The organism is Butyrivibrio sp. INlla16, from assembly GCF_900104155.1.
In the GTDB taxonomy this organism is placed as follows: domain Bacteria; phylum Bacillota; class Clostridia; order Lachnospirales; family Lachnospiraceae; genus Butyrivibrio.
Window position 1 is genome coordinate 13,014 of sequence record NZ_FMYB01000006.1, and the last position, 15,166, is coordinate 28,179.

A 15,166-nucleotide genomic window follows, 5' to 3' on the forward strand; every position below is an offset into this window, starting at 1 on the left:
AGCATATCTGCAAATATCAGCATTGGTATCTGCACAAAATTCTGGTTACTGATATGCCCCATATCCGCTTCCTGTTTCTGGAATACGTTATGCCCCATCACTACTGCATCTACGTGGTTATCCCTCGCATAGTCTGCTAGCTGTCTGCTTATCTTATGGAACTCATCCTTTATGCGCCTGTTGCGTTTTTCTGTGAGTATGTTCATTTTCCTGGTTCGGTATCTGTTATTGCACTTCATGCACATGATGAGAGCCGTCCCATTTCTTTGTTGTAGAACTGGTTTACGGACTTTATCAGTCCGCCCTTTATCACAAACGGTTCTGCTCCAAAGTTGTTCGCTACGGCTGCTATATTGTCCGTACCCGGATCTATCGACATGACCCTGATATCGGAAATGTCATCTTTTGATGAAAGAGATCTGAGAACATCCTTGTCATCCAAAGGCTCTATACCCACTGTTAAGACATTGATCACCACATCCATCACAAAGTCCTTACCATGTGGTTTTATCCGTACTTCCTTAAGTTTCCCCCGGGGAAGGTCCCTGCCAGGTTTTAAAGTATCTGTTGTTCCGGGAAAACGTATATAGGAATCATCCTTTATCCTGCATATCTGATTCGTAAGGATGGCAGTCTTGTATTTTCCCTGGCGTACATAACCCGGCATACGGGGACGCCCTGTTGTAAAGAACTGCAGATGCCCTGCAAATATCCTGGCAGTAACTGTATAGTGTGTTGTTTTTAGCTATTCTGTACTGCCTTGTCCTATACACAGTTGAGATTTCCTTTGCAAAAGATTATATTAGTATTATAGCATAATTTCCAAGAGCAATCAAAACATTTGTTCTTTTCAGAAGGAGCTTTTATGGATAACTACAGAAGAGGTTCACATTCAGTTTACCTGCTTACCTATCATATCATTTTTGTCACTAAATACAGGAAAAAAGTGATAACCGATGAGATGGGGGATTTCATGAAAAATCACGCCGCTTATCTGTGTGGAAGGATGAACTGCGATATGCTTTCTGCCGAGACAGACGAGGATCACATACACATGCTTATCTCCATGCCTCCGGATGTTGCTCCGGTAAAACTGATCAACACCTTAAAGTCCCAGCTCTCTAAAGAAGTCAGGATCAAATACCGTGAACATATAGAAAAATTTCTGTGGGGAGATGCTCTTTTCTGGAGCAGGAGCTATTTTTGCGCCACAACCGGATCAGTTTCACTTGAAACAGTGAAAAAATATATAGAAAGCCAGCGCACGGATGACCACAAAAGAAAATATGAAAAAACAGGACGATACAGCAAAGCGAAACGCTGAGGGCCAGCGATTCATCCCCCACCGACTATGTCGGAAGGAGTTTTCTCGCTGATACATCATAATATACACCCTATCGGGTATAAAAACAATTATTGTAATCATTTTTATACCCGATAGGGTGTATATTTATTATCATTGTTATTTTTATACCCTTTAGGGTATATTTTACTCTGCCTTGAATTCTTCCTTGCCTACTCCGCAAAGGGGGCAAACCCAATCAGCCGGGAGGTCATCCCACTTTGTGCCAGGTGCTACTCCGTTATCGGGATCGCCTGCTGCCTCATCATAAACATAACCACATGTGCCACATACATACTTCATAGAAAAGCTCCTTTCCTGTGAAAATGTCAAATTTCGTTAACATGTTCATTATATCATGTATAGGCCTTTTTAAATATTATCATTCTATAAACTTCTTCATCCGGGTTTTCAATTTTCCGAAGCGTACTCAATCATTTCTGAGAGATTGTCGCAGATAACCTTCCAGTTAAAGCGCTCATTAACGTAGCTTTTTCCCTTTTCTCCCATCTCTTCTCTAAGTGAGGGATCCGAAAGCAGTGTGGTAAGTCCCTTCTCAAAGCCCTCATAATCAGTGTAGTACAAGCCTCCTCCGCTCTTGTCGCAGTGCCCTTTTAATACCTCGCACTCACCATTTACCAAAACAGGCTTTCCGAGGCTAAAGGCTTCAAGTACCACAATCGACAGGCTTTCAAATTTGGAAGGAAGTACCAAAAGCTTGGCTCCTGCCATGCCGTCAAATTTATCCTGCTCGCTCACAAAGCCAAGCGGCACAATATCGAGTGCCTCCGGAATATCGATTACAGCCTTCCCGATCAGCACGAGTTTCAGGTCATCAGAATGAGTCTCTTTATATTTCAGGAAAAACTCAAAGAGTTCCTTACAATTCTTGCCATCATCAATTCTTCCGGCGTATATGATGTAATTTTCAAGTTCGTATTTTTTCTTAAAATCGTCACCGCAGACCTTATCCGGTACTTCTACTCCGGACCCGCCGAATTTATAAGGTATGTGGTCACACTTAAACTTTTTGAAAACGAGATCTCTCTCTTCCTGCGTCTCAAAGAAAAATGCCTTTGTCTTTGTGAAAATGGGCTCAAACATCTTCATCCGAAGAAATGGCTCATCATGGGCAAGCGGCAAAAATACTGACTTTTCAGCGACTTCAGGAAGCCCTTTAACCGTCGGATAATAGAGATAAGTCATAAATACAAAGGCCCGGTAATCATCCTTGTGCTCCTTGATGAAATCAATAAGCCCCGGAACTACCGGTCCCTGCGATATGAGCCATCTGTTTTCCATGAAGGTAGGAAGGAGTCCTTCCTTAAAAATTCTGTTTATGAGATTGAAGGGTTTTCTGTGCCGGAGTCTGCTTACAGAAAATCTGCGGACTTTTACCCCGCAGATTTCTTCTTCATCAGATGAGTATTCATCCTTCCAGGTCATATAATCAATCGCTTTGGTAGTTAGTACCTCGACTTCATATTTGTCTGTAAGTCTCTCGGCAAGCTCCCTGCATAAAGTCTCAGCTCCGCCGTTAACTTCTTTTCCGTATCTTTGTATTACAAAGCATACTTTCTTCTTATCCCCATGCATAGACTATTATTTTACAACGCCCTTCTCAAGGTATTCAGCGAGGTTGGTCTTAATTCTCTCGCTGGCGCGTTCAACCGCAACTTTTTCCATATCATGCTTGGTCATAATCTCAACAAGCTCCTCGAAGCTTGTCTTTGTAGGATTCCAGCCAAGTTCCTTCTTTGCCTTGGTGGGATCTCCCCAGAGGTTAACAACATCTGTCGGACGATAAAAATCGGGGCTGACTTCAACTACAACTTTGCCGGTTGCTTTATCGATGCCCTTTTCATCCATATCCTTGCCCTGCCATTCAAGCTCAATGCCCGCATGGTGGAAGGCGAGGGTTGCAAACTCACGAACTGAGTGCTGTACTCCTGTAGCAATAACGAAGTCCTCGGGCTTGTCATTCTGGAGGATCAGCCACATGCACTCAACGTAATCCTTGGCGTAGCCCCAGTCACGAAGGGAATCAAGATTACCAAGATAAAGTTTGTCCTGTTTTCCCTGGGCGATGCGTGCTGCTGCCAGCGTGATTTTCCTGGTAACGAAGGTCTCACCTCTTCTCTCTGACTCGTGGTTGAAGAGGATACCCGAGCAGCAGAACATGTTGTAAGCTTCTCTGTATTCCTTCACGATCCAGAAGCCGTACTGTTTTGCAACAGCGTAAGGGCTGTAGGGGTGGAAGGGTGTGTTCTCATTCTGAGGAACTTCCTCAACCTTGCCGTATAATTCGGAGGTTGATGCCTGGTAGATTCTGCAGGTCTCAGCAAGTCCGCATAGGCGAACGGCCTCGAGGATTCTGAGAACTCCGACTGCATCAACGTCTGCTGTGAACTCAGGTGAATCAAAAGATACCTGAACGTGGCTCTGTGCAGCCAGGTTGTAGATTTCATCAGGTTTTACCTTGCTGACAACGTCAACAATGCTCATGGAATCGCCGAGGTCTCCATAGTGGAGGTGGAAATTCTCTACTCCTTCAAGGTGTGCGATTCTTTCTCTGTAATCTACTGATGAACGACGAATAACGCCGTGAACTTCATAACCTTTTTCCAGGAGAAGCTCTGCAAGATAAGAGCCATCCTGTCCTGTTACTCCGGTGATTAGTGCTTTTTTAGCCATTTGTGTGTCCTTTCTGTGTGTGGTCCCCTCATCCGGCGCTTCGCGCCACCTTCCCCCAAGGGGAAGGCATTAACATTATAGCATATATTAGAGATTGTTTGAGGCTTCGCCTTTTTTGTAGAAGTGCTCTATGAGTCGTGCAATCGGTTTTGGCCAGAATTTGCAGAACATGGCGAAGTCTTCCTCTGTTCTTGTGTTGCCGTTTATGAGTGCAGTGGTCTCGGAGTCGTCGTGGATCCGGTGTACCATCTGGATGCTGTTGACAAATACAAACTCACCTTTCAGCTTGGAGAATCTCTCCCAGGCCTGCCAGTCGATTCCGCCTTTGTAGCCGGGGATGAAGAGCTGCTTCGGAAGGTTCTCGGGAACGTAAGTAACCGAGGGGCAGCAAATTGCTGATCCGAAGGAGAGGGAGCGTCTTCTCATGAACTTGGAGCTCCACATAAATCTGGGTCTTAGCGGGAAGAGCATGATTCTTTTTATATTGAGGTTTCTTATATTGGAAACTTCTTTTCCGTTTCGAAGCTCGGCATAATCTGTATAGGCTATCAGTGGTCTTGAGGTTCCGTTCAGGTGAATCAGTACTTCCTTTGCAAAATCGGGTTTGTAGAGGTCGTCCTGGTGAGCAATGGTCACGAGTCTGGTCTTTGCACAGCTTATGGCGAAATTCCAGTCGGTGGCTATGTCGCTGTTGTATTTTCTCTCCTCATTTATAAAAAGCGGAATGTCGTATTTTTTTGCAAGAAGGTCAAGATACTCAGAGGGTGTAGAGGTACAGATGATTACATTTGTCCGGACGTTCTGAGTGATTACCGACTTTATACATTCCTCTATATATTCACTTTTTCCGTATGCACAGATCGTAAAGGTATGATCTTTTGCAGTGAAATATTCTCTTTTTTTCATATTTCCCGTTACTTTTCAATAATCTCGGTCTTTCCGTTCTCCATCCTCTCTTCCAGCTCGCGCACTCTTTTTTCCAAAAGTCCCTGAGTCTGGATGAGTTTGGTGATCCTGCCTGCCTGGCGGGAAGCAATGCTGGTGAGCGATAGCACGAGCATGATCAGGAATGCTATCAGTATTATAAAAAGTCCGTTCATGGTTCCGGTGATGCCGCAGAGATTCAGGAAGTATACGAGAATCATGGGGTTCAGAACCAGTATAAAAAAGGCTGCTCCGGTGAATAGCCACAGGAGGGTGTATTTCATGTTTAGTTTTTTGTGCTTAAGCAGCGATAAGATTATGATGAAGTAAATGATGATCGCTAAGATGAGCACAATGGTAAGGCGGGTCGGTATTATTTGGTGCATGGTGTCTCCTTTTCCCCTCATCCGGCACTTCGTGCCACCTTCCCCCCAAGGGGAAGGCAAGAATTAACGGCGTATACCATAGCTGATACGGCATACGATAATGTCTAAGGTTACTTTGATCATGTAGTAGATTGAGCGGCGGAAGTTGATGGAGCTTTTTCCGGTCTCGCGCTCGCGCATGATTACGGGCAGTTCTAAGATTCGCTTGCGTCTCATAACGGCATCAAGGATGGCTTCGGGTTCGGGGTAGTCTATCGGGTAGTTCTCCGAGAAGACATCGATGAAAAATTTGTTTACTGCGCGGAAGCCGCTGGTGACGTCCTTAACTCTTCTAAGGCACAGAACTGTTATCAGTCCACTAAGGAATTTGATTCCGATTCGCCTTGTGGCTGAGCTCTGGAAGCCTTCCTTGTTGACGAATCTGGAGCCGATGACATAATCCGCTTCGCCTTCTCTGATAGGGGTGATTATGTCCTTAATGTAGGCGGGATCGTGCTGGCCGTCGCCGTCGATCTGAACTGCTATCTCGTAGTCCTTCTCTCTGGCGTAGCGATAGCCGGTCTGGATTGCGCCGCCTATTCCAAGGTTAATCGGGCAATTTATATGGTTGTACCCCCGCTTTTTAAGAATTCGCGAAGTGGCGTCCGAAGATCCGTCGTTCACCACCACGTAGTCGTACTGCGGGTATCCGGTGGTGATCTCGTCCACGATATTCTCTATGTTTTCCGCTTCGTTATATGCCGGAATTATGATCAGCACATCGGATTTTTTGTTTACAGTTGCCATTTTTCTATATCGTTCCTTCTGTTAAAAAGTATTCGGAGTAGTTTTTCCGAATAACATCTACTATATCATAAGTCATTTGCCTTATACACTAAATAGAATTCTCCCGAAAGCTCCGGAATCTGTTCCATGTCCTCCGGGATAGCCTGCGTCAGTTCGTCTTCGTTGGAAACAATAAAATACTGTATCTTTTCAGGCGTATATGTATAACTGACTATCGGCTCTACCAAAGCAGCTGAATTGATATCATTATTTTCCAGGTCTTCTTTTGGTATCATATATTCTTTGTCCGCTGAATCAAAGTACAAGTCATACACTTTTGCAGCTTCCGAAAACTGGCTCTCATCCACAAATGCAACGTTTGCATCTTCGAGCCCATTTTCCTCAAAATATCTGTCTATCTGCACCATCTCGTCGATCATCTCAGGGTCATCTTCATAGGTGTCATGTACTATATAAGCACCATAGGCCATATTTACTACCGATAAAAGCATTGCGGAGCAGAAAAAGATGTAAACTGCAAGGTCTTTGCTCTTTTTTGCCGCTCCAAAAATGATAAAGATGAGTATGGCAAAACCAACAGTAGTCGCAATTCCCACGATGCTATGGAGTATCCCGGCTTCTGCAGGATGAATTATGCCGGTTATGATTTTTCTCGCAGGATATATGTATAACAGGCCTATTGTACCGGTTGTGCAGGTGTTGATTATCCCTTTGAAAATGCAGCCGACAAAGACCAGCACAGGCACAATGGTCAAAAGATTCTTTTTTTCAAGTGTATCATCCAAAGACAGGTATGCAAAGAAAATACTGATAAGGGGCACCATTATTCCAGCAAGATAGCGAAGGTGTATGCCGGGGATGGCTTTTCCGAGGTCCTCTCTGGCTGTTATGGTGACCGTGATCACAAGAATCTCTCCTATAAGAAGGAGGATTGTATATAGCAGGTACTTGCGAGTGACATCGTCCAGCTTTTTGTAATTGATTACGGGAAGCAGCACCGGGAGCACATAGAATGCCAGTATTATCGCCGCAATATTGTAGAACAGTCCGTAAATCAGGTACATCGCCGATTTGTAATTGAAAAACTGCGACGGATTTAAGGCTCCGCTATTTATGTAGGAATTTGAAAAGCCTCCGAAGAAAAGCATTCGGACCGCGATGTAAACAGCTGCAAGTGCAAGTATATAGAGTCCTATTTTTTTCAAAGAGCCTTTGTTTAGCACCGCGCTTATGACTTCCGCTGCAATGTAGGCAAGAAGTACGCATATCCCGATCTCCTTCGTAAAGTAGGAAAGGAGGCCGAGGGCAAGCAGGATTATTGTATATTTTCTATTTTTATATTTGTATGAAAGCAGTATGAAATAGAAGGCAAATGCTGTCACCGGAAAGAACAGGTTCTCCGACATGAAGGTCCCGGAGATGATGATGTCCGGCCAGATGAAGATCAGAAAAGCAGCAAGCCTTGAGTAGTACTTGTTCACACCCAGTTCCTTGCAGATCATGTAGCAGGGAATGAAGGAAAGTGACATAAGCACTGAATTTATCAGCATTATGGCACGAACTCTTACAACTACATTTTTTATCAGAAATGTGGGGAGCAGTACGAAGGAGTATGCGAGCTTTGAAAACTGCAGATTTACTCCGTGGAGCTCAAAGCTTTTTCCCTCGAAAATGCTCTTTGCGATGTCGTAGTAGATGATCTCATCGGGGTAGGTTTCCATCGCTTTGCTGTAGTTTGAGATGAGGTACAAAAGGGCTACATGTACGATAAATATGATGAAGAGTATGGTTTTCTCTTTTTTATCTAATTTAATTCTGCTTCCATTCATGTGCAATCCGTGATGTTCCTTCGTCCTCTATGTTGGATGTGACGTTGAATTTCGCCGCGCCTTTCCAGTAGTCCACGGGATATTCCTCGCCGGTTTCTATGGACAGATCGACGCTGTACTCACCCGATATCAGGGAAAGTCTTGGCATGATAAATTCCACGCTTCCGTCCTTTGTCAGCGTGATTCTGTCAAGGTGCTCGGCTCTGGTTGTAGTGCCGTAGCACAAAACGCCGTCGTTTCTGTATATTTTAATTCCGAATACCGTGTCTTTGACCTCTTCCTTGACGGTGTAATCCACTTTTATCGTGCAGGGGTCTTCCGCGTCAAATCTTATAGCAGGCTCCCCGCTTCTGAAGAGTTTTACTCCGCTGATCTGGGCTTCTCCGCTGCCGTATCTTGTTACTTCAAAGACTTTGGGTTCTTCTTTTTCGGGTTCCTTCTTTTTGTCCTCACCTCTTTTTGCTATGAAGTCGAGGTAAAGCGGGTTGATGTCACTGGGTTTTCCGTCGGCTCTTACTTTTCCGTCATGAATCCAGATGCATCTGTCGCAGAGCTGCTCAATCTGTCTGGTGGAGTGGGATACAAGGACAATGGTGGTTCCTTTTCCCAGTATCTCTCTGAGGCGGTTGAAGCATTTGACCTGAAAAGCGGCATCACCTACAACAAGTATCTCGTCGATAAGGAGAATGTCAGCATCAACATTTATCGCAACTGCGAAGGCAAGTCGCATGTACATTCCCGAGGAGTAGGTTCTTACGGGGTTGTCGATAAATTCCTCAAGTTCCGAGAAGGCGATGATATCATCAAGTCTCGCCTCTATTTCTTTGTGGGTCAGTCCGAAAATTGCTGCATTGATAAAGATGTTCTCGCGCCCGGTCATATCGGCATGGAATCCGGCTCCGAGCTCAAGGAGACTCGATACTCTTCCGCGCATGGTGATATTGCCTGAGTCGGGATAAAAGATACGGGTCAGCATCTTCAGCGTCGTACTTTTGCCACAGCCGTTGTGTCCCACGAGTGCCACGGCTTCGCCTTTTTTTACTTTAAAGCTAAGGCCGTCGATTACGTTTCGTATCTCGTAGCTTCGTCTGTTTTTGAAAAGTGATGCTTCCTTTAGGGTGAAGCCCTTGTCATGGTAGACGCGGAAGCTCTTTTTTATGTTGTCAACTTCTATGGAATATTCTTCTTGCATGTGTTTTCTCCGGGGCCCCTCATATTACAAGTACTCAGCGAACCTTCGCTTCAGTCTGTTGAATAGGTTCCAGCCAAGGACGAGGAAACCGATCCCCATAAAGGATGCTATCGCGAGGGTGTCGATCTCAGGCGTCTGCTGGTAATAAAGTATGTCTCTGTAGGCCACAATAACCGAGGTCATGGGATTTAAATAGAAAAGTTTTATCAGTTTTCCCGGAATTATGTCTACCGAGTACATTACGGGTGTCATGAACTGCCATGCCATTGTTATGATGGTCATCATGTATTTTACGTCGCGCAGGTAGACGCACCAGGCGCTGAAAATGAACACTAAGCCTATGGCAAGCGAAAGTTCTATCATCATAATAAGCGGCAGATATACGAAGACTGCCGGGTTGGTCAGTCGTCCGGCCACGAGAAGTACGATAAGCACGATAATGAAGCACAGGAGCATGTTGATGAACTGGCTTACTACGTACGATATCGGGATTACTTCTCTGGGAAAATAGATTTTCTTTATCATGTCCTCTGTATCCCTCAGGCACCCGCTTCCTTCACTCATGCAGGTTCCGAAGAAGATCCATGGGATCAGGGTTACGAACAGGAAGAGTGAATACTGTTCGGTACTTGTTTTCATGATGACGGAGAATACTATGGTGTAGACTATCAGCTGAAATAAGGGATTTAAGAAGGTCCATAAAAAGCCGAGCGCAGAGCCTTTGTATCTGCCTCGAAGGTTTCTGTGAACCTGGGTGAAGATCATTTCACGATAGTCATATATTTCCTGTATTCGTTCGGTTGTGGTTTCTAGTTTCATGTAGGTCCTCGTTGTGCCCCCTCATCCGTCGGCTTTGCCGACACCTTCCCCCCAAGGGGAAGGCTAATATCTTGAGGAAGGCATTGGGTTTATTTATACACAGTGACGCCTTCGAGCTGCTTGGTCTTGAAGATGGCGTATTGTTCGTCGACGAATCTCTTTAAGCGGTCGCGGAAGATGCTCTCATCGAATTCCATGGCGTGGGCACGCAGTTTTTCCTTATCAAAGGTGAGTTTCTCAAAGCGGTGGATTGCTTCCAGAAGGGATTCCGGAGTGGGTTCGTCGAAAAATACTCCGGTCTCGTTCTCTATAACGGTCTCGAGGATGCCGCCTTTTCCAAGGGCAATGACAGGTCTGCCGCTTGCCTGTGCCTCCAGCGGTGTGATTCCGAAATCCTCAACTCCGGGGAATATCAGCGCTTTGCATTTTGCATAGTACTCCCTTAGTTCTTCGTCCTGAACGAAGCCTAGGAATTTAACGGTAGGTCCGGCCATCTGTTCAAGCTTTTCACGCATGGGGCCTGTTCCTATGACGTAGAGGGGCAGATTTTCCTTGGTGCAAGCCTTGACTGCAAGCTCGATGCCCTTGTATTCCTGAAGTCTGGAGACGCAAAGGTAGTATCCGCCGTCCTCCTCAGATGTATGGAACATGCGCATGCGAACCGGGCAGTGAAGGACATAGGCATCTCTTCTGTAGTGCTTGTGAATTCGTCTTGCGACATTTACCGAATTACCCACAAAGACATCCACACGTGCTGCCGTTGCATAATCCCACACACGCATGAATGTCATGAAGTAAGATATCATCTTGTTTTTAAATGCGCCCTTGCCGATAAGCGGGCCGATGTAGTTATATCTCTGTTCCCAGGCGTATCGCATGGGCGTATTGCAATAACAGATATGCAGGGTGTCGGGTCCTGTGATTACGCTTTTTCCCACACTTGTGCTGCTGCTGATTACAACGTCGTACCCGTTGAGATTGATGCTCTCCATTGCGGTGGGCATGAACGGGAAAAGTCGTCTGTGATTGAGCATTTTTTTCTCAGTCTTCTGAAGGTGTGTGGTGCGGATATCCGCGGTGCGAAGGGCTCCCGCCATGTTCATCCTGTTGCACATGGATGTGTAGATCGGTGCATCCGGGAACACTTCGTGCATGTTTATTATTACGTTTTCTGCGCCTCCCATGAAGGGAAGCCAGTCATGTACTATTGCTACTCTCATTAAGCCCTCATCTTTCAATTACGCGTGATTCATATAATAATCGTATACCTCTTTGGCCGTATCGAATATGTTGTACTCAGGCTCCCAGCCGAGGTCTTTTGTAATCTTGCTGTGATCGCAGCAAATTACCGGGTTTTCGCCTTTTCTAAGAAGTTTAGGCTCAGTTTCCACGGTGATGGGCTGGCTGGAAAGACCTATGATGTAATCGAGAAGGTCTTTGAGGGAGACGGATTGTCCGCTTCCAACGTTGTATACCTCATTGTATTTTTCACTCTCAATGATGAGTCTGTACGCACGAACGATGTCCTTGACGTTGCTGAAGTCGCGGCTCACGTTGAGGTTGCCGACTCTCATCACGCCGGGCTTGCCGCTTTTCGAGATGTCCGCTACCTGTTTGCACCAGGAGGGTATTACGAAGCTGTCCGTCTGTCCGAGTCCTGTGTGGTTGAAGGCTCTTACGTGAAAAACTTTCATATCGTAGTGTTCGCGGTAAAGAGTCGCGAACTGTTCGAGCATTATCTTGGAAATTCCATAGGGATTCCTTGCCTGGAGCCTTGTTTCTTCATTAATTGCTCCGTAGGTGATGTCGTATTCTTCACTGGATCCGACAAGAAGCACTTTGATATCAAGGTCGAGGTCCTTTACAGCTTCGAGTATATTCAGTGATCCGCAGACATTGACGTCTACTGTTGTGCGGGGTATTTTCCAGGAAATACCTACGTTGCTGACTGCAGCGAGGTTCACTATATGGGTGGGTCTTACCAGAGCGATTATAGATTTCACACTGTCGGTGTCGTTGAGGTCACAGACAAAAGTGCCGTCAACATCAGGGATAGCATGGACGCTCATTCTATCACTACCATAGACATCATATCCATGGTTTTTAAATTCTGTCGCAAGATGGCTCCCAACAAAGCCACCCACGCCAAAGATCAGAACTTTTTTCATACCATTTATTCCTCATTCCAATAATTTATATCTAAATATTAAATCTGGCCTTATATTGTCAGATAATTGTATATAATAGCGCATTTTAGGCTGTTTGAAAAGGTCACGGCAAGCGGAAGGCTGATTCTGTCTCTAAATATGCGGCTCTATCTAATGAAATCCATGATGTTTCTTGCAGATTTTTCCCAGGTGTAGTTCTCTTTATAGAAGTTTTGGATTTCGGGCGTAATGATGGGTTCCTTCGTTCCATCCAGTTTTTCAATATCGAATGTGTCTGCGTTTCGGGGATCAAAGAAGTAGCAGCCCACAGGATATATCTCCCTGAGTACAGGTATGTCCGCCAGCGCTATGTGCTTCACGCCTGAGAGTATCGCTTCCATTGGCGGTATACCAAAGCCTTCATATAATGATGGGAATATAAAGGCGTAAGCGTTGTTGTAGAGGGTGCGGAGTTCTTCGTTCAGGACATAGCCTGTAAGAACGAGGTTTGAAGGATTGTCTGCAGGGTCTTTGTTAGTGCTGTCCGATAAGTCTCCCATTTTGTTATGTGCGTTTTCGGGGCTCTCAGTCCTGGAAATATCTCCTGCCGCGCTGAAAGAGCGGGTGGCACTGCCCCCGGCAACGATGAACTTTCTGTCTGGATATTTTTGTGCAAGCTTTTTGATGTATATTTGGTTCTTATGAAGATTCTTACTTCCGACGCTTAGGTAATAGCGCTCTCCCGGAGCGATGTTCCATCTCGAAAGTATGTCTTCGTCTTTGTTTTGGTCTGGTTTGAGGGTTCCTTTTTGCGAATCCTGTGATGTTTCCTGTTTTTCCAGGATCTGTTCTGCTGAGTTTCCTACAATCGCAAATTTGTCCTCATCAAGCTCATAGTACTTTATCAGTTCGTCCCTGCTGAATTCAGAGATGGTTATGATTCCTTTGCATCTGTAGAGCGTTATGAGGTAACCGCAGCGATACATGAAGCGGAAAGCTTTGCCGTAGGACTCAGGGTATCTTATAAATGAGATGTCGTGCGCCACGACGTAATCCGGCTTTACAGCCGGCGCTATTGCTGCAAGGGTAAGGATTGTGCCCCTCTTTTTGAAGGCGAAAATGGGCAGGTGGAACTGCGTCCACTTATTTCCATTTCCTTTTCCTATGCGTACCATCTCGATGTTTTTAAGTTCAGGCTGTGTTTGGAGTTCTCCGTAGGGGAGGGCAAGTATGGCCTCTCCGGGTTCTAGCATTTCATCAAGCTTTTTGATTATTTCTATGCCATAGCGCTGAACACCGGTCACATGCTGGGCAAATATTCTTCCGTTAATGATGAGCGGGTGCTCTTTGCTAAATCCGGGGTGGGGGCTTTTCCTTATTGCGTTTTTGTGTTTTTTTGCAAGATTTTTTCCTAAAAAGAAGCAGGCGTAGATGGCGAAGTATATTGCGAGCACTCTGATAAAGCCTGCTGCCGGAATCAGCATACCAATCAAAGCTGCCAACGTTACAGGCCAGAATCTTATGACAAACTCGCGAAGATGCAGACTGATGCGGGGTGAGCGCGAGTTGGTTTGTGTGGAGTTGGATTTTGAGGTTGGTATTTCCGGTTTTTTAGTCATAATCATTCTCTTTAGGTTTATTTTTTCTATATCATATAATAACTGAAAATTGGCGCTTTAGCATACTTTTCAGCTAGTCTTATCATTTTTACAGTTGTACTGGCATTGTGCACTAATAGCGGTTCTATTGCCCTTGTATTTGTCATCATAACAAGCGACATTGATCGCATTATTGACACAGAATATGATTTTGTGTTATTGTATCTTTCGTTCGTTGGAACAAATCATTTTGTAAGTCAGTTCGGCTTACATTTATCCAATTTGAAACAACAATTTAACTGAAGTTTCAATCAATATATCCATTCCTGCAATAACTATATAACACTACATGCTGCTGTTTTGCGCTGTTTTTGCGCCTTACTTGCGCTTTTTATACCCTTTTTGCACTTAAGCGGCGTACAACAGGACGTACGGCCGTATGTGAAAAAGGTAACGAGTCCGGCAGTTACAAGACAGATCTGCTATCAGAGATATCTGTCGCAGATTTTGAGGAAAGGAAGGAACAAACATGTCTGAAATTAGTATTAGTAAAGAATTAGTTAAGAGGGAGAATGAGTTAAATAAGGTTCTTAAAGATTGCGAGAACAAGCTTAAGAAAGCACCTTCGGGGAAGTTAAAGATAATAAACCACAAAGGCAAAACATCATATTATTTAAGGAAAGATGGCTACGATAAAGCCGGAAAATATGTTAAGAAAAATGAATTTGATAAGGCCAGGCGAATAGCTCAGAGAGATTATGAGATTGATGTAAAAAATGCAGTGAACAAGGAGTTATCTGCCATAAGCAGCTTCAAAAAGAAGATGCCACCTAAAACATACGAGCATGCCTATGAAGATCTGATTTCAGCAAGAAAAGTTCTGATTACACCACACTTTCTTCCTGATGAAGAATTTGTGAAATCCTGGCTCGAAGAGCCTTATGAAGTTTATGCAAGAAAAGATGAAAAAGCTCAGCATTTTACTGATTCCGGAGAACAAGTGCGCTCAAAATCGGAGGTTATGATTGCCAACGCTCTCAGAAAAACCGGCATCGCATATAAGTATGAATGTCCATTATTTCTTGGGAATACCAAGGTTCATCCTGACTTTACTATTCTCAAGATGCCTTCTCGAAAGGTTGTGTATTGGGAACATCTGGGAAGATTGGATGATCCTGAATATTTGGATAAAAATCTTATGCACAAGCTGGATGAGTATGAAGAGAATGGAATCTTTCTTGGTGATGGGCTGATTATTACCCGCGAGACTTCTGAGATACCATTAAATATTAAGAAGGTTATGGCAGTTATAGAGCATTATCTTATGTAAGTTGGTTACGTGCTGCAATTATGTGTTGTTGCTCTTTAATGTTGTATGATAACTCTTTTTAAGATGTATAGTTGGTCTCTGAGTGCAAGTCTACTTTGGGATTCTATGTCTTGTAGACT

15 protein-coding genes and 1 pseudogene are annotated in these 15,166 nt (G+C 44.6%); 2 read left to right on the forward strand and 14 right to left on the reverse strand.

Going from position 1 to position 15,166, the window contains the following annotated elements; genetic code table 11:
- A pseudogene (locus BLR42_RS23475) lies at positions 1-245 on the reverse strand (RNA-guided endonuclease TnpB family protein); the annotation flags it as partial.
- Entirely contained in the window at positions 236-667 is a 432-nt protein-coding gene (locus BLR42_RS23480) for a hypothetical protein (protein WP_242879183.1), read from the reverse strand. The gene BLR42_RS23480 and the pseudogene BLR42_RS23475, both read right to left, overlap by 10 nt.
- Before the next feature lie 198 nt (positions 668-865).
- Here BLR42_RS23480 and tnpA point away from each other — a divergent pair, with 198 nt between their 5' ends.
- Positions 866-1,324 carry an IS200/IS605 family transposase gene (tnpA, locus tag BLR42_RS04335; RefSeq protein WP_091866950.1) on the forward strand — a complete coding sequence of 153 codons (459 nt, stop codon included), beginning with the start codon at positions 866-868 and terminating at the stop codon, positions 1,322-1,324.
- 165 nt (positions 1,325-1,489) lie between these two features.
- Here the strand turns inward: tnpA and rd are convergent, their stop codons facing one another.
- The 12 genes from rd to BLR42_RS04395 form a co-directional block, all read right to left on the reverse strand.
- Positions 1,490-1,645 carry a rubredoxin gene (gene rd, locus BLR42_RS04340; protein ID WP_022761029.1) on the reverse strand — a complete coding sequence of 52 codons (156 nt, stop codon included), beginning with the start codon at positions 1,643-1,645 and terminating at the stop codon, positions 1,490-1,492.
- 108 nt (positions 1,646-1,753) lie between these two features.
- Positions 1,754-2,938, reverse strand: coding sequence for a glycosyltransferase family 4 protein (locus BLR42_RS04345; RefSeq protein WP_091866952.1), 1,185 nt, complete (start codon positions 2,936-2,938; stop codon positions 1,754-1,756).
- A 6-nt stretch (positions 2,939-2,944) separates the two neighbouring features.
- The gene (gmd, locus tag BLR42_RS04350) at positions 2,945-4,036 is read right to left on the reverse strand and encodes a GDP-mannose 4,6-dehydratase (RefSeq protein ID WP_091866954.1); all 1,092 of its coding nucleotides are present in this window, start codon (positions 4,034-4,036) and stop codon (positions 2,945-2,947) included.
- Positions 4,037-4,123: 87 nt separating this feature from the next.
- On the reverse strand, positions 4,124-4,942 hold the full coding sequence (locus tag BLR42_RS04355) for a glycosyltransferase family A protein (protein WP_091866956.1): 819 nt from the start codon (positions 4,940-4,942) through the stop codon (positions 4,124-4,126).
- An 8-nt stretch (positions 4,943-4,950) separates the two neighbouring features.
- Positions 4,951-5,346 (reverse strand): DUF2304 domain-containing protein, encoded by a 396-nt coding sequence (locus tag BLR42_RS04360; RefSeq protein ID WP_022761025.1) that lies wholly within the window; start codon positions 5,344-5,346, stop codon positions 4,951-4,953.
- A gap of 63 nt (positions 5,347-5,409) precedes the next feature.
- On the reverse strand, positions 5,410-6,132 hold the full coding sequence (locus BLR42_RS04365) for a glycosyltransferase family 2 protein (protein ID WP_091866960.1): 723 nt from the start codon (positions 6,130-6,132) through the stop codon (positions 5,410-5,412).
- Positions 6,133-6,197: 65 nt separating this feature from the next.
- Positions 6,198-7,961 (reverse strand): hypothetical protein, encoded by a 1,764-nt coding sequence (locus BLR42_RS04370; protein ID WP_091866962.1) that lies wholly within the window; start codon positions 7,959-7,961, stop codon positions 6,198-6,200.
- On the reverse strand, positions 7,942-9,153 hold the full coding sequence (locus BLR42_RS04375) for an ABC transporter ATP-binding protein (protein ID WP_091866964.1): 1,212 nt from the start codon (positions 9,151-9,153) through the stop codon (positions 7,942-7,944). Before BLR42_RS04375 ends, BLR42_RS04370 begins: the two co-directional genes overlap by 20 nt.
- 24 nt (positions 9,154-9,177) lie before the next feature.
- The gene (locus BLR42_RS04380; protein ID WP_022761021.1) at positions 9,178-9,972 is read right to left on the reverse strand and encodes an ABC transporter permease; all 795 of its coding nucleotides are present in this window, start codon (positions 9,970-9,972) and stop codon (positions 9,178-9,180) included.
- Positions 9,973-10,061: 89 nt separating this feature from the next.
- A complete protein-coding gene (locus BLR42_RS04385; RefSeq protein WP_091866966.1) occupies positions 10,062-11,192 on the reverse strand; it encodes a glycosyltransferase in 1,131 nt (376 codons plus the stop codon).
- An 18-nt stretch (positions 11,193-11,210) separates the two neighbouring features.
- Complete coding sequence (locus tag BLR42_RS04390; RefSeq protein ID WP_091866968.1) at positions 11,211-12,140, reverse strand: GDP-mannose 4,6-dehydratase; 930 nt, start codon at positions 12,138-12,140, stop codon at positions 11,211-11,213.
- Between the two features lie 146 nt (positions 12,141-12,286).
- Positions 12,287-13,738 (reverse strand): glycosyltransferase family 4 protein, encoded by a 1,452-nt coding sequence (locus tag BLR42_RS04395; RefSeq protein ID WP_170832629.1) that lies wholly within the window; start codon positions 13,736-13,738, stop codon positions 12,287-12,289.
- A gap of 508 nt (positions 13,739-14,246) precedes the next feature.
- Here BLR42_RS04395 and BLR42_RS04400 point away from each other — a divergent pair.
- A complete protein-coding gene (locus BLR42_RS04400; RefSeq protein WP_091866972.1) occupies positions 14,247-15,047 on the forward strand; it encodes a hypothetical protein in 801 nt (266 codons plus the stop codon).
- Positions 15,048-15,166: the final 119 nt, after the last annotated feature.